The sequence below is a fragment of the Sphingopyxis sp. GW821-FHT12C06 genome, assembly GCF_058807415.1.
Map to the genome: position 1 here is coordinate 115,704 of NZ_JBXAQR010000005.1, position 19,508 is coordinate 135,211.

General features: G+C 64.9%; 25 protein-coding genes. 15 read left to right on the top strand and 10 right to left on the bottom strand.

Translation table 11 applies throughout. The annotated features are described in order from the left end of the window. Positions 1-21 precede the first annotated feature (21 nt). Positions 22-744, top strand: a complete 723-nt coding sequence (locus AC1RRJ_RS15830) for a FadR/GntR family transcriptional regulator (RefSeq protein ID WP_493124356.1) — start codon at positions 22-24, stop codon at positions 742-744. Here AC1RRJ_RS15830 and AC1RRJ_RS15835 read toward each other — a convergent pair. The 4 genes from AC1RRJ_RS15835 to AC1RRJ_RS15850 are packed head-to-tail and all read right to left on the bottom strand — an operon-like array spanning position 741 to position 5,089. Beyond that, a complete protein-coding gene (locus AC1RRJ_RS15835) occupies positions 741-2,111 on the bottom strand; it encodes an efflux transporter outer membrane subunit (RefSeq protein WP_493124358.1) in 1,371 nt (456 codons plus the stop codon). The two genes, AC1RRJ_RS15830 and AC1RRJ_RS15835, sit on opposite strands and share 4 nt — an antisense overlap. Beyond that, positions 2,108-3,256 (bottom strand): HlyD family secretion protein, encoded by a 1,149-nt coding sequence (locus tag AC1RRJ_RS15840; RefSeq protein WP_493124360.1) that lies wholly within the window; start codon positions 3,254-3,256, stop codon positions 2,108-2,110. Before AC1RRJ_RS15840 ends, AC1RRJ_RS15835 begins: the two co-directional genes overlap by 4 nt. Next, positions 3,253-4,935: an MFS transporter gene (locus AC1RRJ_RS15845; protein ID WP_493124362.1), complete on the bottom strand. Its 1,683-nt coding sequence runs from the start codon at positions 4,933-4,935 to the stop codon at positions 3,253-3,255. Before AC1RRJ_RS15845 ends, AC1RRJ_RS15840 begins: the two co-directional genes overlap by 4 nt. Then, complete coding sequence (locus AC1RRJ_RS15850; protein WP_493124364.1) at positions 4,928-5,089, bottom strand: hypothetical protein; 162 nt, start codon at positions 5,087-5,089, stop codon at positions 4,928-4,930. The genes AC1RRJ_RS15845 and AC1RRJ_RS15850 overlap by 8 nt, the downstream gene beginning before the upstream one ends. Positions 5,090-5,303: 214 nt before the next feature. Between AC1RRJ_RS15850 and AC1RRJ_RS15855 the strand changes: the two genes are divergently transcribed. From AC1RRJ_RS15855 to AC1RRJ_RS15870, 4 genes are all read left to right on the top strand, one after another. Further along, positions 5,304-5,783 carry a response regulator transcription factor gene (locus AC1RRJ_RS15855; protein WP_493124366.1) on the top strand — a complete coding sequence of 160 codons (480 nt, stop codon included), beginning with the start codon at positions 5,304-5,306 and terminating at the stop codon, positions 5,781-5,783. 61 nt (positions 5,784-5,844) lie between these two features. After that, on the top strand, positions 5,845-6,225 hold the full coding sequence (locus tag AC1RRJ_RS15860) for a hypothetical protein (protein WP_493124368.1): 381 nt from the start codon (positions 5,845-5,847) through the stop codon (positions 6,223-6,225). Positions 6,226-6,252: 27 nt separating this feature from the next. Further along, entirely contained in the window at positions 6,253-6,666 is a 414-nt protein-coding gene (locus AC1RRJ_RS15865; protein ID WP_493124370.1) for a hypothetical protein, read from the top strand. Between the two features lie 30 nt (positions 6,667-6,696). Then, on the top strand, positions 6,697-7,209 hold the full coding sequence (locus AC1RRJ_RS15870; protein WP_493124371.1) for a MarR family transcriptional regulator: 513 nt from the start codon (positions 6,697-6,699) through the stop codon (positions 7,207-7,209). 57 nt (positions 7,210-7,266) lie between these two features. Here AC1RRJ_RS15870 and AC1RRJ_RS15875 read toward each other — a convergent pair whose 3' ends face one another. The 6 genes from AC1RRJ_RS15875 to AC1RRJ_RS15900 form a co-directional block, all read right to left on the bottom strand. Further along, on the bottom strand, positions 7,267-8,013 hold the full coding sequence (locus AC1RRJ_RS15875) for a sigma-70 family RNA polymerase sigma factor (protein WP_493124372.1): 747 nt from the start codon (positions 8,011-8,013) through the stop codon (positions 7,267-7,269). Beyond that, positions 8,003-10,126: a flagellar biosynthesis protein FlhA gene (gene flhA / locus AC1RRJ_RS15880; protein ID WP_493124374.1), complete on the bottom strand. Its 2,124-nt coding sequence runs from the start codon at positions 10,124-10,126 to the stop codon at positions 8,003-8,005. Before flhA ends, AC1RRJ_RS15875 begins: the two co-directional genes overlap by 11 nt. After that, a complete protein-coding gene (locus AC1RRJ_RS15885) occupies positions 10,123-10,953 on the bottom strand; it encodes a transglycosylase SLT domain-containing protein (RefSeq protein WP_493124375.1) in 831 nt (276 codons plus the stop codon). The genes flhA and AC1RRJ_RS15885 overlap by 4 nt, the downstream gene beginning before the upstream one ends. 78 nt (positions 10,954-11,031) lie before the next feature. Beyond that, a complete protein-coding gene (locus AC1RRJ_RS15890; protein WP_493124377.1) occupies positions 11,032-11,337 on the bottom strand; it encodes a hypothetical protein in 306 nt (101 codons plus the stop codon). Further along, positions 11,337-11,639, bottom strand: coding sequence for a flagellar biosynthesis anti-sigma factor FlgM (gene flgM / locus AC1RRJ_RS15895; RefSeq protein ID WP_493124379.1), 303 nt, complete (start codon positions 11,637-11,639; stop codon positions 11,337-11,339). Before flgM ends, AC1RRJ_RS15890 begins: the two co-directional genes overlap by 1 nt. Positions 11,640-11,826: 187 nt before the next feature. After that, positions 11,827-12,345 carry a flagella basal body P-ring formation protein FlgA gene (locus tag AC1RRJ_RS15900; protein ID WP_493124381.1) on the bottom strand — a complete coding sequence of 173 codons (519 nt, stop codon included), beginning with the start codon at positions 12,343-12,345 and terminating at the stop codon, positions 11,827-11,829. A 273-nt stretch (positions 12,346-12,618) separates the two neighbouring features. On the opposite strand from AC1RRJ_RS15900, the gene AC1RRJ_RS15905 reads away from it, so the two are divergent. Genes AC1RRJ_RS15905 through flgK form a run of 10 tightly spaced genes read left to right on the top strand, consistent with a single transcriptional unit; the run spans position 12,619 to position 19,492 of the window. Continuing rightward, entirely contained in the window at positions 12,619-12,957 is a 339-nt protein-coding gene (locus tag AC1RRJ_RS15905) for a flagellar basal body rod protein FlgB (RefSeq protein WP_493124953.1), read from the top strand. A gap of 2 nt (positions 12,958-12,959) precedes the next feature. Then, a complete protein-coding gene (gene flgC / locus AC1RRJ_RS15910) occupies positions 12,960-13,367 on the top strand; it encodes a flagellar basal body rod protein FlgC (protein WP_493124383.1) in 408 nt (135 codons plus the stop codon). A gap of 2 nt (positions 13,368-13,369) precedes the next feature. Continuing rightward, positions 13,370-13,684, top strand: a complete 315-nt coding sequence (locus AC1RRJ_RS15915; protein ID WP_493124385.1) for a flagellar hook assembly protein FlgD — start codon at positions 13,370-13,372, stop codon at positions 13,682-13,684. A gap of 4 nt (positions 13,685-13,688) precedes the next feature. Then, positions 13,689-14,516 carry a flagellar hook-basal body complex protein gene (locus AC1RRJ_RS15920; protein ID WP_493124387.1) on the top strand — a complete coding sequence of 276 codons (828 nt, stop codon included), beginning with the start codon at positions 13,689-13,691 and terminating at the stop codon, positions 14,514-14,516. A 35-nt stretch (positions 14,517-14,551) separates the two neighbouring features. Beyond that, a complete protein-coding gene (locus AC1RRJ_RS15925) occupies positions 14,552-15,295 on the top strand; it encodes a flagellar basal body rod protein FlgF (protein ID WP_493124389.1) in 744 nt (247 codons plus the stop codon). Positions 15,296-15,307: 12 nt separating this feature from the next. After that, a complete protein-coding gene (gene flgG, locus AC1RRJ_RS15930; RefSeq protein ID WP_493124391.1) occupies positions 15,308-16,096 on the top strand; it encodes a flagellar basal-body rod protein FlgG in 789 nt (262 codons plus the stop codon). Next, positions 16,077-16,745 carry a flagellar basal body L-ring protein FlgH gene (locus AC1RRJ_RS15935; RefSeq protein ID WP_493124393.1) on the top strand — a complete coding sequence of 223 codons (669 nt, stop codon included), beginning with the start codon at positions 16,077-16,079 and terminating at the stop codon, positions 16,743-16,745. The genes flgG and AC1RRJ_RS15935 overlap by 20 nt, the downstream gene beginning before the upstream one ends. A gap of 13 nt (positions 16,746-16,758) precedes the next feature. Next, positions 16,759-17,868 carry a flagellar basal body P-ring protein FlgI gene (locus AC1RRJ_RS15940; protein ID WP_493124394.1) on the top strand — a complete coding sequence of 370 codons (1,110 nt, stop codon included), beginning with the start codon at positions 16,759-16,761 and terminating at the stop codon, positions 17,866-17,868. After that, positions 17,865-18,164 carry a rod-binding protein gene (locus AC1RRJ_RS15945; protein ID WP_493124396.1) on the top strand — a complete coding sequence of 100 codons (300 nt, stop codon included), beginning with the start codon at positions 17,865-17,867 and terminating at the stop codon, positions 18,162-18,164. Before AC1RRJ_RS15940 ends, AC1RRJ_RS15945 begins: the two co-directional genes overlap by 4 nt. Next, positions 18,161-19,492, top strand: coding sequence for a flagellar hook-associated protein FlgK (gene flgK, locus AC1RRJ_RS15950; protein WP_493124398.1), 1,332 nt, complete (start codon positions 18,161-18,163; stop codon positions 19,490-19,492). Before AC1RRJ_RS15945 ends, flgK begins: the two co-directional genes overlap by 4 nt. The last annotated feature ends 16 nt before the right edge of the window (positions 19,493-19,508 follow it).

The following is a 19,508-nucleotide window of genomic DNA, read 5'->3' on the forward strand; positions in this document are numbered from 1 at the left end:
GCGCATGCCGGGCCTCGATCGATGACGGTGACCAAGGCGGCATCGCTGGCGGACGACCTGGTCCGGCGTTTCGAGGAACGGATCGAGGTGGGCGACATGCCCCCCGGATCGCGCTTCCCGACCGAAAAGGCGATTGCCGCGGATTTCGAGGTCAGCCGCGCGGTGGTGCGCGAGGCCTATTCGCGGCTTTCGGCGCGCGGCCTGCTCGTCTCGCGGCGCGGATCGGGTGCCTATGTCGCCGACGGCGCGCAGTATCGTGCCTTTCAGGTCACCGCCGAGGAAGTCAGCGCGATCGACGACGTGCTGGAACTGCTCGAAATGCGCTTGGGGTTCGAAGTCGAGATGGCGGGACTTGCCGCGCAGCGGCGGGCCGACAGCGACCTCGTCGAGCTACGCTGGACGCTGGCGGCGATGGAGGATGGCGGTGACGTCGATGCCTCGATTGCCGCCGACGCCGCCTTTCACGCCGCAATCGCGCGCGCGACGGGCAATCCCTATTTCCTGCGCTTCACGCAATTCATGGGCATCCGGCTCGTCCCGTCGCGACGCCTCTATTTGCAGGGCGACGATCCAGTGCGACATCGCCACTATGCGCAAACGATCAACACCGACCATGGGGCGATCTTTGTTGCGATCGAGGCGAGGGATCCCGCCGCCGCCCGTGAGGCGGCGCGCTGCCATATCGAAAAATCGATCCAACGCTATCGCGCGCTGAAAGAAGGCGGACGGGATCTGTCTGACTAGGTTGCCGTGCCGCCACCGAGCGCCTGATAGAGCGCGACATAGGCGGCGAGCCGATCGGCGCGCAGCTGGATGAGCGCGAGATCGACGGCCAGCAGCGCGCGTTGCGCATCGATTTGTTCGAGATAGGGCGAATAGCCCGCGCGATAGCGGTTGGTTGCGTGGCGCAGCGCATCGGCGACGGCGGCACGCTGGGCGAGCAGCGCAACTTCCTGCGCGCCGAGCCGGTCGATCACCGCGAGCTGGTCTTCGACCTCGCGAAACGCGGTGAGCACGGTACGCCGGTAAGCAAAGGCGGCCTGATCGCGCTGCGCGGTCGCGGCATCGAACTGGCCCTGCAACCGCCCGCCCTGAAACAGTGGGGCCAGGATGCTGCCCCCGATCGACCAGATGCTCACCGGATCGGGCAAAGCGGAGGAGAGGACGGCGCCCGCCGACGCCGACAGGCGGACCTGCGGCAGGAATTGTGCGCGTGCGACGCGCAAATTGGCGTCGGTCGCGGCGAGGGCATATTCGGCCTGCGCGATGTCGGGGCGGCGGCGGACGAGGTCCGACGGCACGACGCCCGGCACCAACGGGGTCGCCAGCGTGGCAAAGTCGCGCCCGCGCGCGATGGCGTGCGGCGTGTCGCCGACCAGCAGCGACAGCGCGTTTTCCTGCCGCGCGATTGCCGCTTCGATCGCAGGGATTTGCTGTTCGGTGGCGCGATACTCGGCCTCCGACTGCCGCAGTTCGAGCTGCGAGGTATAGCCGGCCTCGGCGCGGTCGCGAGCAATGCGCAGCGCCTCGCTGCGCGAGGCGAGCGTCTGGATCAGCAGTTCGCGCCGTTCGTCGAGCGCGAGCAGGGTGATATAGTTGCTCGCGGTTGCGGCGCTGACCGACAGCATCGCGGCCTCGCGTGCGGCTTGCACCGCCGCTGCATTGGCGCGCGCGGCGTCGACCTGCGCGGCGTTGCGGCCGAACAGGTCGATTTCATAGGCGGCCTGGAAGGCGGGCTGCGCGGCGAAATTCTCCGTTGCGGCGCCAAAGGCATTGAGACTGCGCGATTCGGCGCCGGGGATATTGGCGCTCAGGCTGGGGAGCAGCAGCGATCGCGACACGCGCTCCTGCGCCCGCGCTTCGGTGACGCGCGCCGCGGCGATGGCAAGATCGGCATTGTTCGCGCGCGCCTGTTCGACGAGCGCGGCAAGTTGCGCATCGCCGAAGCCGTTCCACCAGTTCCGGTCGATTACTCCCGTTGCGGGCGATGCGGTGCGCCAGTCGGCGGGCGGTGCGACCGCGCTGGCTTCGGGGCGCGGCGCGATTGCCGGCATGCAGGCCGTGAGGAGGAATGGAAGCAGCAAGGCGGCGCGCATCGGACGGCGGATCATCCACCGTCCCCCGTGTGGACGGTCGCGACCACCGACATGCCGGGACCGAGCCGTTCGGTCAGCTTCTGGTCCTTGTCGATCCGGATGCGCACCGCGATGCGTTGCGGCACTTTGACGAAATTGCCCGACCCGGTGTCGGGCTTGATCACGCTGAACTCGCTGCCTGCGGCGGGAGCGATGCTCTCGACATGCCCTTTCAGCTCGGCGCCGCCGAGGGCGTCGATGATCAGTGTTGCGCGTTGGCCGACGCGGATTTTGGCGGTCTGGGCTTCCTTGAAATTGGCAACCACCCAATGGCGCTGGGGGACAAGGTACATGAGCTGGCTGCCCGGATTGACGAGCTGGCCGACGCGCACGGGCACTTCGCTCAGCGTCCCGTCACGCGGGGCGCGGACGATTGTGTTTTGCAGGTCGATGTCGGCAAGGCCGCGCGCCGCTTCGGCATTGGCGACCCCGGCCTCCAGCCCGCCGCGGCCAACCCCGACCGAGCGGACCTGTTCGAGCGCGATCTGGCGCTGGGCCTCGGCCTGGCGAACCGCCGCTTCGGCCTGACGCAACGCCGCGAGCGTCTGATCGCGTTCGCGCAGCGAGACTGACCCTTCGTTGACCAGCTCGTTGACGCGGCGCATGTCGGCCTGCGCGCGGGCGAGCTGGGCTTTGGCATTGCCGATGCTCGCATCCTGCAATTGCACCTGCGCTTCGGCCGACCGGCGGCTTTGTTCGCTGTTGCTGAGGTTGGCCGACTGGGCCGCGATGCTGGCGCTTCCTTGCGCGACGCGCTGGCGATAGATGCGGTCGTCGATGGTGACGAGGATTTGGCCCCCCTTCACCCGTTCGAAATCCTGCACCAGAACCGCGGTGACATAGCCGCCGACCTGCGGCGCGATGATCGTCGTCTGGCCGCGGACATAGGCATTGTCGGTCGACTGGCTGGCGGGCCGGAAGGGCGGCAGGCCCCAGGCGTAAAGAATGGCGAGAACGCCGACGAGGATAACGCCGCCGAACAGGACAAATTGCTTGCGCGATCGGTCGGGCCGCCATCCGCTGGCGGGACGTTCTTCGGGATCGGGTGCGGCGGGCGCCGATGCCGGAACCTCCTTCGCCGTGTCGGCGGGGGGCGGTGTGTCGTCTTGCTTGTCGGTCATTGGTTTCTCGTCATCATCTTCTGAAGCGCCTCCAGTTCCTTGGCCAACGGATTGACCCCGCGCTTGCGATCGTAAAGCCAGCGCGCCGTCATGATCAGAAACCCCAGCGACGCTCCGGTGCCGATCACGAAAAACACGTCGTTAAAGGCCAGAATCGCCGCCTCGCGCGCCGCTTCCTGCACCACCAGCGCGCCCGCCGTCGCGCTGCGCAATACCGGGTCGGTCATCGTTCCGCTCATGCTCGCGGCCAGATCGTTGATCGCCTTGGCGACCCCGGGGTTGCTGGTTGATACGCTTTGTCCCAGCATCATCAGATGGGCTTTGGCCCGCAGCGTATGAAAGGCCGATAGCGCCGCGACCCCGGCAAGGCCACCGAGGGTTTGCGAGAGGTTGAACAGCGCGAGGAAGCTGATCACATGCGACGGTCCCTTGGCGAGCGCGCGCACGAAACCCTCCATCAGCATTGGTCCCATGAAATAGACAGCCGCAAAAGCGAGCGCGGCCTGCGTCAGGTAAAGATTGGCCGGGCGGGTCAGCAGGCCTGAATGGGTGTCGGCGAAGGCGGCGACGGCGATGACGGCCAGCGAGACGAGCGTCGGTCGCCTGAGGTCGTTGGGGTCGAGCCGCGCCACCGCGAGAATGGCGCCGAACAGCGTCGCGAGCGTCAGCAGCGTATAATAGGTGACAAGCTGGTCGTTCACCATGCCGAGCGCGGACAATAATCCGGTCGAACCGAAATTCTGTTCGGACAAAAGGACGCGCACAAAGGCGCCCGCCAGCGCAAATTTCAGCAAGTCACGGCTGCCCATCCAGCGCGTGTGCAGCATCGGGTTGGCGCGGTTATGCTCGATCAGAAATGCTACGCCGATCAGGAGAATCGACGCCGCCAGCGCACCGCCCAGCCATGGCGTCGACCACCATATGATCCGCCCCTGGATCAGGAAGGCGCACAGCAACCCGACCCCGGCGGCGAGCAGCGGAAAGGTGACGAGATCGAGCTTTTCGAACGAACGGATCGTCTCGCCGGGCGGCAGATACAGGATGTTGACCAGCCCCACCGCGACCAGCGACAGCGCAAACTGCAGCACGAACAGGTTGGTGACGTCGCCGTCGGCGAGCAACAGCGGCGAGATGGCGCGCGCGAAGGGCAGCGCGACCTGCGTCAGGCCGATGCCTATCAGCAATCCGCCGAGCCGCGCTTTGGCGGGGACGCCCTGCATCAGATAGAAGATCGCCAGCGTGGAAAGGCCGCTCGCGGCGACACCCGATACGCCCCGCGCGACCAGCTCCATCCGGTAACCGGCGTCGAACAGCTGGAGAAAGTTGGCGAGCAGAAGCGCCAGCATGACCACGCGCACGAAGCGCTGGATGCCGAATTGCTGGCGCGCCTTGAACAGCAGGATGCTCATGCATGCGTTGGTCATGCTATAGGTGGCGGTGACCCAGCCGGCATCGACCGGAGTCAGGTCGAGATGCCCCTGAAGCGCGGTCAGATTGGCGAGCAGCAGGCCGTTCTGAAATCCGCCGACGATGCCCAGATAAGTGCCGATCAGGAAATAGGCGAATTTGCGCGATGACGGATGGTCGGGGTTCGCGGGCGAACCCGGCATCATCGGCCGCTCATGCGGTTTGAAGATATAGCCGCCCGACGCGGGGCTGCCATTCGCTGGATCAGCCATGGCGGACAAGCAGACTGTCGACGCCGGCATGATGGACGCCGTCGATGTGGGTGCGCGGCAGGACGGGCATCGGCTGAATCCTTTGTCTCCTCCGCAAGCCCGCGATCGAATGCGCGTCATCGCGGCTTTGGCGCGCTGCACGATAGCCCGGCATGGCCCGGGTTTCGAGCCGAAATTGCAAGAAAATGCCGAAGGACAATTAACGGAAAACCGCCCCCGGGCTGGCGTTCGGAACCTTGCTCGTCGCTTTCGGCGGCGTGCGGGCGTCTCTTTTCGGGGCATGCCGGAGAGAGCGTCATGGCCCCCTGTGCATGAATCCTCCGTTTACCCAACTTGATTTCGACTCGTGATGCTCTATTCCGGGCGCCGTGCAAGGCGACCCAGACAATTACATCAGTCTCCTTTCGGCCGCGCAAATTGAAACGCTGCGGCATGTTTTCGAGCATAAAAATTCCAAGCAAATTGCCCGTATCATGGGCGTGTCACCCCATACGGTCGACGAGCGGGTGCGGCGATCTCTGAAAAAGTTAAATGTTTCCAACAGGATAGAGGCATCTCGAATTCTCGCGGCGCATGGCGTCTTCGATGATGTTACCCCTTATCAACCTTTGACATATCAATTGATCGACCTAGGCAGCGACCTCCCTCCCGCCGATGCGGATGTGGGGCGCAGTTCGTTCAGGCGGATATTTGATATAGGTTCGCCATTTCCGACCGCGTCCCAGCCGGTCAACCGGCATGGGTTGTTGGAAAGGGTAATCTGGCCGATTCTGATCGCGTTTGCGACCATTTTGGCCTTCTCCGCTCTCTATTCAATCCTTGTCGGACTCGGCCGCGTTCTGAAGTGAATGTCGAGGCGAGATGCTGCGGGGGGGTCCGTTAGCATTCTCTTTTCAAGGGACTAAGACCATGCTGAACGAACGGGTTTCTGCAGCGAAGAAGATCGCATCCGAACTGCATCAGGCCGAAGACGCCCTCGATGAAGCGATGATTTGTATCGCGCGGCTGGCGGCGACCTTACCTGCGGCGCGGCGCGACACCAACATGTCGGCGATCGTCGGTCAGACCGCGATGGGGAAGGTTGCACATGCGCTGGCTGCGGCGGGTGACGTGCGCCAGCTTTTGACCGACGCGCATCTGGCGTTGACCGTCACCCAGAAAGAAGTTGGTCTGGGCACACGGATGTTCGGTGCCGGGGTCAAGCCGCCAAGCGGGATGCTGAGCGACGAAGGCAGCAACGATCAGACCCTGGCCGATGTTGCGGCACGGTCGTTCGCCCAGGCGTCCTGACGCACCGGCAGAAGGCAGACAAGTTAGATGTGGACCGTGGCGGCCTACTATGGCGTGCTGCTCGTCACGGTCGCCGTTGCCATGCGGCGCGGCGGCCGGTTGGAGCGGTGGGCAGCGTATACCGCGCTGCTCGCCTCGGTCTTCACCAGTATTTTGGTACCCTATCCAAAATGGACTGACATTGAGACCCAGATCTTCGTCATCGACGTTCTTGCGTTGATGAGTTTTTGGATCATCGCATTGAAAACGCATCGTTTCTGGCCATACTGGATCACCGGTTGGCAATTGATCGCGATTTTCGGGCATGTCCAAAAGCTGATGTTTTCGGAGATATTGGAGCGCCCTTATGCGCTGCTTTCAATGTATATTTCCTACCCGATCCTCTTTGTCATTCTTTATGCATCGGGGTCGGCGAAACGGAGGGGTGAGGTTAGGGCGTAGCACATGCTGCACCCGAGGGGTCTTCATCATATGCAGCAATTTTCAAACCAAGAAATTGCCGAGATCAAGTCGCGGATCGACCAAATCCACGAAATGCTGGCAAGCCGCGGGAGCGATGCGCCGGTCGTCATGGACGAACTGGGTCAGGCTCGCGATGCGCAGGCCCTGCGGATCGCGCCGCGCCCGGCTCTGGCGAACCAGGTGGCGTTCAACATCCAGATGCGGCGGATGCGCAAAAGTCATTTCGGCGGCGCCCCGCTGACGGGGCCGGCATGGGACATGATGCTCGACCTGATGCTGGCCAATACGCATGGCCGCGAACTGAGCGCCAGCGACCTTGCGACAGGCGCCAGCGTCCCCTTGTCGTCCGGCCTTCGGATGATCGCGGCGCTCGAAATGCACGGTCTCGCCAAGCGCAGCATTGACGAGCGCGACCGGCGGCGCTCAATCGTCCGGCTGACCGAAAACGGCGCCGAACGCATGGCCACCTATTTCGATATCATCGGTGCGGCCTGGCAAGAGGGTCAGCCGCGCGCGGCCTGATGTCTCCCCGTTGGGCACCGCCAACGGCGGTCCGGCACGCCACAGACGGGCGCCGGATCAATCGGTCATCTCCCGCATCATGCGGTCGACTTTGGCCATCGCCTCGCGCTTGATCTGACAGATACGCGCGGCGCTGACGTCGAGCGTCAGGCCGATCTCCTGCAAATTCAACTCCTCGAAGAAGTATAGCTGGAGCACCATCTGCTCGCGCTCCGACAACCGGCCGATGCATTGCTGCAGCGCCTGGAGCATGTCTTCCTGCTCGCATTGGTCGCTGGCATCGCCGCCGCTGTCGGCGACCAGGAAGTCGCCGCCATCCATCAGTTCGTCGAGCGAGGTCGAGCGGCCGTGGGTCGCACTGCGTTCGAGCACAAAATAATCTTCGGCCGACATCTCGAGCGCCGCCGCCATTTCGGCTGTGGTTGGTGCGCGCATCAGCTGTTGTTCGAGCGTCTTGCGCATCGTCTGGATCCGCTTGTTCGCGACCATCGCCGATCGGCCGACATCGGCTTCGCGGCGCAGCTGGTCGATCATCGCGCCGCGGATGCGGGTCGTGGCATAGGTGGTAAAGGCAAAGCCGCGTTCTTCATAATGACGGCTCGCCTCGATCAGCGCGATCAGCCCGGTCTGAATCAGGTCATCGAGCTCGCTCGTCCGCGCTACGCGCGAGAATACTTGCCAGGCAATCTTACGTACCAGCGGTGCATGGTCCGCGACCAGCGTGTCGACGCTGTCGACATAGCCATGCGGGCGCAGGACGCGGGCAGCAGCGCCGGCGAATTGCTCGGCGGGCTCAATTCTCATGCAATTCGTCCTCCATCTGGGCGCTCTCGTCACGGGTGAGGCGCGGGACTTCGCCGCCGATCGTTGCGACGATCTCGGTCGCTTTGGTCGCCGGAATTTCGAGGTAGGAAATGACGGCGACGTCGGGGAATGTTGCGCGGACCAGCCGCGACAGTGCCGAGCGGCAGATCGGCGAGGCGACGAGGGCAAAGCTGCGTGTCTGGAGCAACAGCGGCTCGACCGCCTGACCGACTTCGCCGATGATTTTCATCGCCATACCATGTTCGAACGGCCACTCGGCCCCCGGGTTCGCACGCACCGCCTGGTTGAGCAGCATCTCGATCTCGGGGCTGAAGGTCACGACGGGCAGCGGCATGCGGCTCGGCACGATCGTCTGGACGATCAGCGCGCCGATGCGCTGGCGTACGGCCTCGACCAGATCGGCTTCGCCGAGCTGTTGAGCCGCCAGCGATACCATCGCCTCGGCAATCTTGCGGAAATCGCGCAGCGGAACGCGTTCGATCAGCAGCGATTTGCACAGGCTGGCAATGCGCGGCAGCGCATAATTTTGCGGGCTGAGATTCTGCGCAAGCTGCGGATAGTGGATCTTCAGATTGTCGATCAGCGCCTGGGCATCGTCGATGCCGAACAGGTCCGACGCCGATCCCACGATGCTGTTGTTGAGGTGGGTCGCGACGACGGTCGCCGGGTCGACGACGGTATAACCCGCCGCGATCGCGTCATTTTGGGAGGTTTTGGGAATCCACAGCGCATCGAGCCCGAAGGTCGGATCCTTGCATGCCCGCCCGGCGACCTTGGTGACGAGGTCACCCGAATCGAGTGCGAGCATCTCATTGGGGAAAACCTCGTCCTCGCCGATGATCACGCCAGCGACCGAGATGCGATAGACGTTGCCGGGCAGCGACAAATCGTCGCTGACCTTTACCGCCGGGACGACAAAGCCCAGCTCTTTCGACAATTGCTTACGAATGCCGGTGATCCGGCCCATCAGCGGCGCGCCCTTGCGTTCGTCGACGAGCGCAACGAGCGCGTAGCCGATTTCGAGCTGGCAGGCGCTCGCGTCGCTGACATCGGCCCAATCGATATGATGCGGGTCGGGGGCGGGTGCGGCGGGTGCGGGGGCCGCTGCGATTTCGGCGGCGGCGCGCTTCAGGTGCCAGCCGAGGCCGAGGGCGATGGCCGCAGCGGGCAGGACCAGCATTTGCGGCATCGCCGGGACGAGCCCGAGGATGAACAGGATCGCGCCAACCGCCAGCCAGACGTGCGACGAGGCGAACTGGCTGCTGATCTGGTCGCTGAGGTTGAGGGGCGAGGTAACGCGGGTGACGATTGATGCGGCGGCGATCGACAACAGCAGCGCCGGGATCTGCGCGACGAGCGCGTCGCCGATCGCGAGCGTGATATAGGTACCGCCAGCTTCCGAAAAGCTGAGGCCGTGGCTGAAGATGCCAAGGATCAACCCGCCGACGATATTGACGAACAGGATCAGCAGGCCGGCGATCGCGTCGCCCTTCACAAATTTCGAGGCACCGTCCATCGAGCCATAGAAATCGGCTTCGGTCGCGACTTCGACACGGCGCGCCTTGGCTTCTTCGGGGCTGAGCAGCCCGGCGTTGAGATCGGCATCGATGGCCATCTGCTTGCCGGGCAGGGCGTCGAGGGTGAAGCGCGCCGACACTTCGGACACGCGCCCGGCGCCCTTGGTGATGACGACCATGTTGATGATCATCAGCACGACGAAAACGAACAGGCCGACGACATAGTCGCCGCCGATCAGCACCTGGCCGAACGCCTCGATCACATGGCCCGCTGACGCCGTGCCTTCATGGCCATGGACGAGGACAACGCGCGTCGAGGCGACGTTGAGCGCGAGGCGGAACAGCGTCGCGAGCAGCAAGACGGTCGGGAAGGACGAAAAATCGAGCGGCTTGGCTGCCGACAGCGCGACCATCAGGATGGCGAGGCTGACCATGATATTGGCGACGAAGCTGATGTCGAGGATCAGTGGCGATACCGGGATCACCATCAAGCCGACGAGTATCAGCATCCCGGCGGGCAGCGCGGCGGCGCCCGCCATGGGGCCGAGGCTGCGGAAGTTGAAGCCCGCGATCATGATGCGCCTCCCGACAAACTGGCAAGCCGGCGATAGGCATCGGCGGCAAAGCCCATCGACAATTTCCGGGGCATGGGTTGGATATCCATCATCTGTAGCGGGGGACGCCCGCCGCCCGCGCCGTGCGCGCTGCTTGCGGAACTACTCGCCGCGATTTGCCAGCCGGCGGCCGGCACAATCTTGATATTCTCGGCCTTGCCGCCGTCCTCGAGCTTGGCGCGAAAGCGCTCGCGGATGTCGGCGAGGCTGCGCATGCTGCCGTCGGGGGCGTAAAAGACCGACCGGTTGGCGGCAGCAGCCTCGGGCATCATCGTCGCGCCGGGCTGGTCGGGGTTCGCCGCCATGGCCGACAGGAATTCGACCGCGCCGCCGCTGCCGAGGAAATGGGCAAGATACAGGTCGACGGGCTCGGCCGAGCGGCCGATTCGGCTTTCGAGATGGTCGCGATTGTCGGCAGTCAGCGCGGCGGCCATGCTCGACGAGGCGGCGGGGTCGTCGCGCAGGTCAAGAATCTGCTGGCGCAGCGCCGGGTCGGTGACCGACAGGCGACCCGATGCGTCGCGGCCGATCGCGTCGGCGGCCCACGCCATGCCATGATCGGCGCCGTGCTTCCGCAGCGTTGCGAGCCATGTCTGTCTGGTGAACTGGAACAGGCCGCGCGCCGACGAGGTCGCCGCTTTCGCGGTCGGATTATAGGCGCTTTCGACGCGCGCGACGTCGAACAGATAGTTGAAGTCGATGCCCGAGCGCGCCGACGCATTTTGCACCGCATCCAATACGGGTGCGGCGACGCGGGTGCTTGGGGTCGGGTTGTTGATTGCATACATGATTTTGGTTCCGCTGGTTCGGCAGACCAAAAGCAATCATCGTGCCATTTTCAGATTTTGACCTGAAAATGTTGATTATCAATAGGTTAAAGCGATGCCTCGTGGCTGGGTTCCGCGGAGGGCATGGCCTTTGTCAATCCTCTGACGCGTCCAGTGCTTCAATATGTTGACGCGCATCGATGCCGCCTGGAGCTGGGCGAGTGTTTGGGTCATCAGCGCGCGGGCGCGATGTTCGGTGCCGTCGGCGATCGTAGCGCCGCGCATCAGGATGACTGCGGTCGCGAGCTCCTCGGTCGCCGCGATGATCGCGCCGGCATCATGGCCGTCAAGCGCCCCGATCAGATGGTCGAGCTTTTGCTGCACATCGTCCATTTGCGTCAGCATCAGGCGTTGCCCCGGTGGAATTGCGCCATTGCCTTGGCGATGGCTGCGGGGTCGGCGGCATAGCTGCCGTTTGCAATAGCGGTGCGCAGCGTCGCGACGCGCGACACATCGATGGTCGGGCCTTGCCCGGCGAGTTCGCCTGCCAGGCTCGTCAGCCGGGTCGCGGGCAACGGATCCCGCGCGGCGAGCGCCGGGGTCGGCGCGCGCATCGCCGCCGCCGCATCGCCGAGGATCTTGCGCGGCGCGCCCGTGCGGACATATCCGCCGACGGCTTGCAGCCCGATCTTGCTGTCACCCGACATTTTCGCCTCCATGCCGCGCCGTCAGAAAAGTGACGACCTTGTTCGAAGGGGCTTAACGGCGGCGGCGGCGGGCGATTAAGGCGAAGGGTAAAAAAAGGTAAAAGAAAACCCGGCGGCGTCGGAAAAACGACAGCGCCGGGCGGGCCCGCGATCAACGGGGCAGAGGTTCGACCCTGGGCGGTGGCCTCTAATTGTCGAGGCGGGCGCGTCCCGGGCCGACGACGGTCGCGCTCAGCATGCTCTTGGCGTCGTTGCCGCGCAATGCAATGGTTTCGCCGACACGTCCGTCCTGGGTCGCGATTGCGGCATAGCTGATCGAATAGCTGTCGGTCTCGATCGTCACGCGAACATTGTCGCCGCGGCGGATCGCAGGAGCGCCGCTGGGCTTGGCCGGGCTGGCGGCGATGGGGGCGGCGTCGGCGGATCCGGCTGCGGGGCCGGTCATCGGCACGCGCAGGCGCCAGCCGAGCGAGGGGCAGCGAACCGCGAGCGCCTGGCCGTCGATCGGGGTCACGGTCGCCTGTTCGGGACAGCGCGCGAGCTTGATGCGGCGGTCGATCGGAGCGGCCGATCGGCCCATCGCCTGGGCGACCATTGTGGTCAGTGCGTCGATCTTCTGCCAATCCTCATGGCCCTGCTGGGCCTCGGCGGGGATTGCGGCGGCGAGCAGGCCGGCGGCGAGCGCGGCGCTTGTCTTGCGATACATGTCCATCTCCTGTGGTCCAAATCGATCGCCCGCCGAGAAGCAGGAAGCGTGCCAGTCGCGGTTGTGCGCTGATATTGCGGGCGCAGACCGGGCGTCGTCAAACTTTTGACGAGCGACGCGGCGCGTGCGGCGGCGCAACGCGTGTCGGCAGAAAAACCGACGGAAATTCATAGCGAAGATCATTTTGGCACGGCGATTGCATCATGCCTTGTGTCCCGCACGGTTGGGCCGGTCAGGCCGGTTCCGACAGGCGGCAAATGAAGGAATGTGATGATGGCATCCGAGAAACTCTTTGGCGTGCATGCGGCGGCGCTTCAGCTGCGCAGCCAGCGCATGATGATGCTCGCGTCGAACATCGCCAACGCCGCGACGCCCAATTACAAGGCGCGCGACCTCGATTTTTCCAAGGCGCTCGATCTGGCGCGCCAGGGCGGCTCGACCGAGGGGGCGGTACTGTACCGCGTCCCCGTCCAGTCGTCGCTCGACGGCAACACCGTTGAAATGGCGACCGAGCAGACCGCCTTCGCCGAAAATGCGCTCGCCTATCGCTCGAGCCTTTCGTTCCTCAGCGGGCGCGTCAACACGCTGACCCGTGCGATCAAGGGCGAGTGACGATGAACGGGAGCGCCTTTTCGGTCTTCGACATCAGCGGCCGCGCGATGTCGGCGCAGCTCGTCCGGCTCAACACCACCGCGTCGAACCTCGCCAATGCGGGAACGGTTGCGGGCAGCGAAGCGGGCGCCTTTCGCTCGCTCAAGCCCGTCTTCCGCACCGTGATGGACGATTATGGCCGTGCGACGGTTCAGGTCGATCAGGTGACGGCGGCGAAAATCGCGCCGTCGAAACGGCACGATCCGACGAACCCGCTCGCCGACAAGGACGGCAACGTCTGGGAAGCCGCGGTCGATAGCGCCGCCGAGCTGGTCGAGATGGTCGAGACCGCGCGCCAATATCAGAACAACGTCCAGGTCCTCGAAACCGCGAAGGGTCTGATCAACGAAACTCTCAGGATGGGACAATAGTCATGGCCGTCAACGGCGTAACCAACACCAACCCGGTGCTTCAGCCCAAGGGCAGCGCGAACCAGATGGGCCAGCAGGATTTCCTGCGCCTGATGACCGCGCAGCTCAGCCAGCAGGACCCGTTCAATCCCGTCGATAACCAGCAGATGGTCGCGCAGATGGCGCAATTCTCCAGCCTCGCCGGGATCAACGACACCAACACGGTACTTGCCGAAATCTCCAAGCAGATCGCGGCGCAGACGCAGCTGCTCAAGGACATCAAGGCCGGGGGCTCGATCCCGGCACCGACCCCGACACCCACTCCCACGGAAGGATAATCTCATGTCATTCTATACTTCGCTTTCGGGCCTCAAGGGCGCCCAGACCGACATGTCGGTCGTTTCGAACAATATCGCCAACGCGGGCTCGGTCGGCTTCAAGCGCAGCAAGGCGCAGTTCGGCGACATCTTCGCCGCGTCGCCGAACCAGTCGACCAAGACCATCGCAGGTCAGGGCGTGCGCCTGAACGGCATCACCCAGCAATTCACCCAGGGGTCGTATGAAGCGAGCGAAAAGACGCTCGACATGGCGATCGTTGGCGAGGGCCTGTTCATCGTCAAGGGCGCACCGCCGACCAATGCAGTCAGCTATTCGCGCAACGGCGCCTTCACGCCGCTTCCCGACGGCCGCGTCGTCGACACCACCGGATCGACGCTGCAGTTGCTGCCGGTTGATGCCAATGGCGACGTCACCAACCGCACGCTCGCGGGCGCTTTCGACCTTGTCCTGCCGCCGCACGCCCCGGGCCTGCCCGACGTCGCGCTGATCAATATGTCGGTCGGCCTCGACGGCCTCGTCACCGCGACCTTCGCCGACGGGTCGAACCAGAAAATGGGCAAGATCGCGATGGCGACCTTCCCCGCGATGGAAGGGCTGCGCCCGACTGGCGACGCGCATTGGCAGTCGACCGGCGACAGCGGCGCCCCGAAAATCGATTCGCCCGGAAGCGGCGCGATGGGTGCAGTGCGCTCGGGCGCGCTCGAACGCTCGAACGTCGATATCACCGAGGAACTGGTAATGCTGATGGCGGCGCAGCGCAATTTCCAGGCCAATGCCAAGGCGATCGAGGGCGCGTCACAGCTGACCCAGACGATCATCGGCATGCGCTGACGTTTCGCTGATCGCTGCCTGCCAGGAGAATTTCGATGGACCGCGTTATTTATACCAGCCTCTCCGCGATGCGGGGCAGCTCGGCCCGGCAGACGGCGATCGCCAACAATCTGGCCAATGCGCAGACGCCCGGCTTTCGTGGCGATCTGGCCGAAGCGCAGACCTTGTGGCTGCACGGCGGCGGGCTCGATGCCCGCGCCGTGTCGTCCGAAGAGGTGATCGGCGCCGACATGCGTACCGGCACGATCACGGCAACCGGACGCGACCTCGACGTCGCGATGGAGGGCGAAGCGATGCTCGTCGTCCAGGCAGCGAATGGCGAGGAGGCCTATACACGGCGCGGCGATTTGCAGCTGTCCTCGAGCGGCCTGCTCACCACCGGCGACGGTCATCCGGTTCAAGGCACTCAGGGTCCGGTCACCGTCCCGCCGTCGGATTCGGTCAAGATCGATTCCGAAGGGCGCATCTGGGCGGTTCCCGCCGGCGGCGATCCTGAAAATCCGGTCGAAGTCGATCGGCTGCGGCTCGCGGTCCCGACCGGGTCGGATATCGTCAAGGGCCTCGACAATCTGTTCCGCGTCAAGGGCGGGGGCATTTTGCCCGACGATCCCGAGGCGCGGCTTGTTACCCGCTCGATCGAAGGATCGAACGTCGCTGCCACCACTGCGCTCGTCGAGATGATCGAAGCGAGCCGGAGCTGGGACAATCAAATCAAACTCGTCAGTGACGCACGCGACATGGACAGCGCGACCGCGAACCTGATGCAGCTGCCCCGTTAAGGAGAATATGACATGAGCTTCGGTGCCTTGCACGTCGCGCGAACCGGTCTGGATGCCCAGGGCTTCCGGATGCAGGTGATCGCCAACAACCTCGCCAACGTGAACACCACGGGCTTCAAGCGCGATCGCGCCAGCTTTGAAACGCTGAGCTATCAGATGATGACCGCGCCGGGGGCGCCGTCGTCGGCCGAGAATCGCTATGCGACCGGGCTCAACCTCGGCACCGGCGTCTCGCTGGGCGGTACCGCGCGGATTGATACGCAGGGCACCTTTGCGGCGACGGGCAATGCGCTCGACATCGCGATCGACGGCGCTGGTTATTTTCAGGTCGAGCTCCCCGATGGGCGCACCGGCTATACCCGCGCCGGTAATTTCAGCCGCTCGCAAGACGGCACGATCGTGACCTCGGACGGCAAGCCGCTGACCCCTGCGATCCAGATCCCCGACGATGCTACCGGCATTTCGATCGGCGCCGACGGCACCGTTTCGGCGAGCGTCCCGGGGCAGAATGAAGTCACTGAACTGGGCCGGATCGAAATTGCGCGCTTCCCCAATTCGGGCGGGCTGCAGGCGATTGGCGGCAATATGCTGGTCGAAACCGCCGCCTCGGGCGCGCCGCAGGTCGGCGCTGCCGACATGGAAGGCCGCGGCAGCCTGCGCGGCGGGATGCTCGAGGGATCGAACGTCAATGTCGTCGAGGAACTCGTCGACATGATCGAGACCCAGCGTGCCTATGAGGTCAATTCCAAGATGATCCAGGCCACCGACGAAATGATGAAAAATGCTGCGCAGACGCTCTGATCTCGCAGGGCTGCTGATGCTGTCCTTCGCGCTGGCCCCGATGGGGGCAGCTGCGAAGGAGGCGCCGGGGCCCGATCCCTTTGCCGCAACGCTGCCGATGCCTTCGGCGCCGCTGCCGGCCAATGGCTCGATCTTCCAGGGCAGCTACACCCCGCTCACCTCGGGTGGACGCGCGGGGCAGGTCGGCGATATCATCACGATCCAGCTCGTCGAGCGCACCGCCGCGACCAAGAGCAACGCCGCGGGTACCCAGCGCGACGGCAGCATTGGCCTGACCCCGCCTGCCACCGGCCCGCTGTCACTGTTCAACCCCAGCGATATCGGCATGGGCGGTGGCCAGCAGTTCAAGGGCAAGGGCGATGCGTCGCAATCGAACGCCCTGTCGGGCGAAGTCAGTGTGACCGTCGCCGCCGTCTATCCGAACGGGACGATGCTCGTACGCGGCGAAAAGCTGCTGACGCTCAACCGCGGCGACGAACGCGTCCAGATTTCGGGGCTCGTCCGCGCCATGGACATCACCCCCGACAATCGCGTTCTGTCGACCCGCGTCGCCAACGCCAACATTCGTTACGTCGGCAAGGGCGAGATCGCGCGCGCCAGCCAGCAAGGCTGGCTCCAGCGTTTCTTCGCGATTCTCAGCCCCTTCTGAAGAGGATAACAACGTGATCAAGCGTTCCACCCTGTTCGCGCTTCTGGCGCTGCTGCTCGCCGGCCTTGGCTTTGCTGCACCAGCCTCGGCCGAGCGCATCAAGGACATGGGCCAGTTCCAGGGCCTGCGTGCCAACCAGCTGACCGGCTACGGCATCGTCGTCGGCCTCGCCGGGACCGGCGACGACAGCCTCGATTATTCGACGCTGGGGATGAAGGGCGCGGTATCGCGCTTCGGCCTGACCTTGCCTGCCGGGGTCAATCCGGCGCTCAAAAATGCGGCGGCGGTGATGATCACCGCCGAACTTCCGCCCTTTGCCAAGCCCGGCCAGCGTCTTGACGTCACTGTGTCGGCGATCGGCAAGTCGAAAAGCCTGCGCGGCGGGACGCTGGTCCTCGCACCGCTTTATGGCGCCGACGGACAGATTTACGCGATGGTGCAGGGCAACCTCGTCATTGGCGGGCTTGGCATCGATGCGGCCGACGGATCGAAGCTGACGGTCAATGTGCCGTCGAGCGGCCGGATCGCCGGCGGCGCGACCATCGAGCGCGCGGTCGATACCGGCTTTGCGACCGGCGACTGGCTCACCTTCAATCTCCACCAGTTTGACGCGACCAATGCCAAGCGCGTGACCGACGCGATCAACCTCGCAATCCCGGGCAGCGCGTCGATGATCGATGGCGCCAGCGTCGCGATCCGGTCCACGGGCAATGGCGACACGCGCATGCGGTTGATGTCGCAGATCGAAAATCTGGGTGTCCAGCGCGCCGAACCGCCTGCAAAGGTGATCGTCAACGCGCGCACCGGCACCGTCGTGATCAACGGCGCCGTCCGTGTCGGCACCGCCGCGGTGACGCAGGGCAAGCTGTCCGTGTCGATCAAGGAATCGCCGATGGTGGTCCAGCCCGCGCCCTTCAGCCGCGGCCAGACCGCAGTCGAACAGTCGAGCGAGATCGAAGTGAAGGAGGATTACCGCCCGGTGATGCTCGTCAAGCCCACCGCGTCGCTTTCGGAATTGGTCGATGCGATCAACCGCATGGGCGTTCCTCCCGGCGACCTTGTCGCCATCCTCGAGGCGCTGAGCCAGGCCGGCGCCCTGACCGCAGAATTGGTAATCATATGACGACCCCTGTTTCTTCTTCCTCCCTGTCCGCCACGGCGCCCGTGGCGGGCGCGGGTGGCGGCGATGCCGGCCTCCGCAAGGCGGCCGAAGCCTTTGAAGCCGTGATCCTGCGCCAGATGATGGCGTCGATGCGTCAGGCGAAACTTGGCGAGGATGTCTTCGGATCGAGCGCGACCGAGAATTTCCGCGAAATGGCCGATGCGCGCACCGCCGACAGCATCGCCGCGATGCGCCAGTTCGGCATCGCCGATATGGTCGACCGGCAGTTCCGCGGTCTCGCCGGAGGCAAGCCATGAGCGATCTTCTCAGCATCGGATATAGCGGGCTCCGCGCCTATTCACGCGCGCTGTCGACCGTCGGCGACAATATCGCCAATGCCCAGACGCCGGGATATGCGCGCCGCCGGCTCGAACTCATGGAAGCGCGGGCAGGCGGCGACACCACGCTGACGCGCGCCAGTATCCGTCCCGGCGGGGTCGAGATCCGCGGGATTGACCGGTCGGTCGACGCCTGGCTGATCGAAGATTCGCGCATCTCGTTCGGGGGTTCCGAACGTGCGGCGACGCGGCTCGACTGGATGAACAAGGTCGAAGGCGCGCTGAGCAACGACACCAACGGCATCAAGACCGGGCTGACCAAGCTTTTCACCACCGCCGATCTGCTCACCGCCGATCCGTCGAACCAGACGCTGCGGACGCAGTTTTTGCAGGCTGCCGATGATGTCGCCTCGGGCTTTCGTACCGCCGCCGGCCAGTTGTCGGACATGGCCGAGGGAGTTTCGGGCGCTGCAGCGAGCGAGGTCGATCAGTTCAACACCAATCTTCAGGCGCTGGAGTCGATCAACGTCGGCCTCCGCAAGGCGCGGCCGGGATCGAGCAACGAGGCGAGCCTGCTCGACGAGCGCGACCGTCTGCTCGACCGCTTGTCGGCGCAGGGCGGGGTCAAGGCCAGCTTCGACGAACGTGGCGCCGTGACGCTACGCGTCAGCGGTTCGGGCGACCTGCTCGTCGGCGGCGGCGTCGTGACGCCCATCGCGGTCACCACGGCCGCCGACGGACGTCTGTCGCTCACCGTCGGGGGTGGTGCGCCTTTTACCACTACAACCGGCTCGCTGGCGGGGCTGGCCGAGGCGGCGAATCATATCGCCGACCAGCGCGCCGGGCTCGATGCGATGGCGACGCAATTCGCGAACCAGCTCAACGCAGCGCATCAGGGTGGCCTCGACGCGGCGGGCAACCCCGGCGCGGCCTTGTTCACCGGCACCGGCGGAGCAGCGTCGCTGACCGTCGCGCCGCTGACGGGCAATCAGGTGGCGGCGGCCAATGCGACGTCGGTGAACGGCAATATGCTGGCGTTCGGCGCGCTGCGCGGTGCCAATGATCCAGAGGCACGTTGGTCGGGCCATTTGGCGACGCAGGCGCAGGCGACCGCTTCGGCGCGGGCGCAGGATGCCGCCGCTGCAACGCGCGCCGACGCATCGGCCGCGGCGCGCGATGCGGTCAGCCAGGTCGATCTCGACAAGGAAGCCGCCGAACTGATGCGCTTCCAGCAAGCCTATCAAGCCGCGGCGCGAACGATCCAGGTCGCGCGCGAAACCATGCAAACATTGCTCAATTCGATCTAGAAAGACGAACACCATG

What these genes read in the sequence shown, in the direction of transcription:
- AC1RRJ_RS15830 (WP_493124356.1), top strand. Translation starts at nt 22, where the DNA reads ATGACGGTGACCAAGGCGGCATCGCTGGCGGACGACCTGGTCCGGCGT.
- AC1RRJ_RS15835 (WP_493124358.1), bottom strand. Translation starts at nt 2,111, where the DNA reads ATGATCCGCCGTCCGATGCGCGCCGCCTTGCTGCTTCCATTCCTCCTC.
- AC1RRJ_RS15840 (WP_493124360.1), bottom strand. Translation starts at nt 3,256, where the DNA reads ATGACCGACAAGCAAGACGACACACCGCCCCCCGCCGACACGGCGAAG.
- AC1RRJ_RS15845 (WP_493124362.1), bottom strand. Translation starts at nt 4,935, where the DNA reads ATGGCTGATCCAGCGAATGGCAGCCCCGCGTCGGGCGGCTATATCTTC.
- AC1RRJ_RS15850 (WP_493124364.1), bottom strand. Translation starts at nt 5,089, where the DNA reads ATGCCGGGCTATCGTGCAGCGCGCCAAAGCCGCGATGACGCGCATTCG.
- AC1RRJ_RS15860 (WP_493124368.1), top strand. Translation starts at nt 5,845, where the DNA reads ATGCTGAACGAACGGGTTTCTGCAGCGAAGAAGATCGCATCCGAACTG.
- AC1RRJ_RS15865 (WP_493124370.1), top strand. Translation starts at nt 6,253, where the DNA reads ATGTGGACCGTGGCGGCCTACTATGGCGTGCTGCTCGTCACGGTCGCC.
- AC1RRJ_RS15870 (WP_493124371.1), top strand. Translation starts at nt 6,697, where the DNA reads ATGCAGCAATTTTCAAACCAAGAAATTGCCGAGATCAAGTCGCGGATC.
- AC1RRJ_RS15875 (WP_493124372.1), bottom strand. Translation starts at nt 8,013, where the DNA reads ATGAGAATTGAGCCCGCCGAGCAATTCGCCGGCGCTGCTGCCCGCGTC.
- flhA (WP_493124374.1), bottom strand. Translation starts at nt 10,126, where the DNA reads ATGATCGCGGGCTTCAACTTCCGCAGCCTCGGCCCCATGGCGGGCGCC.
- AC1RRJ_RS15885 (WP_493124375.1), bottom strand. Translation starts at nt 10,953, where the DNA reads ATGTATGCAATCAACAACCCGACCCCAAGCACCCGCGTCGCCGCACCC.
- AC1RRJ_RS15890 (WP_493124377.1), bottom strand. Translation starts at nt 11,337, where the DNA reads ATGCTGACGCAAATGGACGATGTGCAGCAAAAGCTCGACCATCTGATC.
- flgM (WP_493124379.1), bottom strand. Translation starts at nt 11,639, where the DNA reads ATGTCGGGTGACAGCAAGATCGGGCTGCAAGCCGTCGGCGGATATGTC.
- AC1RRJ_RS15900 (WP_493124381.1), bottom strand. Translation starts at nt 12,345, where the DNA reads ATGTATCGCAAGACAAGCGCCGCGCTCGCCGCCGGCCTGCTCGCCGCC.
- AC1RRJ_RS15905 (WP_493124953.1), top strand. Translation starts at nt 12,619, where the DNA reads ATGGCATCCGAGAAACTCTTTGGCGTGCATGCGGCGGCGCTTCAGCTG.
- flgC (WP_493124383.1), top strand. Translation starts at nt 12,960, where the DNA reads ATGAACGGGAGCGCCTTTTCGGTCTTCGACATCAGCGGCCGCGCGATG.
- AC1RRJ_RS15915 (WP_493124385.1), top strand. Translation starts at nt 13,370, where the DNA reads ATGGCCGTCAACGGCGTAACCAACACCAACCCGGTGCTTCAGCCCAAG.
- AC1RRJ_RS15920 (WP_493124387.1), top strand. Translation starts at nt 13,689, where the DNA reads ATGTCATTCTATACTTCGCTTTCGGGCCTCAAGGGCGCCCAGACCGAC.
- AC1RRJ_RS15925 (WP_493124389.1), top strand. Translation starts at nt 14,552, where the DNA reads ATGGACCGCGTTATTTATACCAGCCTCTCCGCGATGCGGGGCAGCTCG.
- flgG (WP_493124391.1), top strand. Translation starts at nt 15,308, where the DNA reads ATGAGCTTCGGTGCCTTGCACGTCGCGCGAACCGGTCTGGATGCCCAG.
- AC1RRJ_RS15935 (WP_493124393.1), top strand. Translation starts at nt 16,077, where the DNA reads ATGCTGCGCAGACGCTCTGATCTCGCAGGGCTGCTGATGCTGTCCTTC.
- AC1RRJ_RS15945 (WP_493124396.1), top strand. Translation starts at nt 17,865, where the DNA reads ATGACGACCCCTGTTTCTTCTTCCTCCCTGTCCGCCACGGCGCCCGTG.
- flgK (WP_493124398.1), top strand. Translation starts at nt 18,161, where the DNA reads ATGAGCGATCTTCTCAGCATCGGATATAGCGGGCTCCGCGCCTATTCA.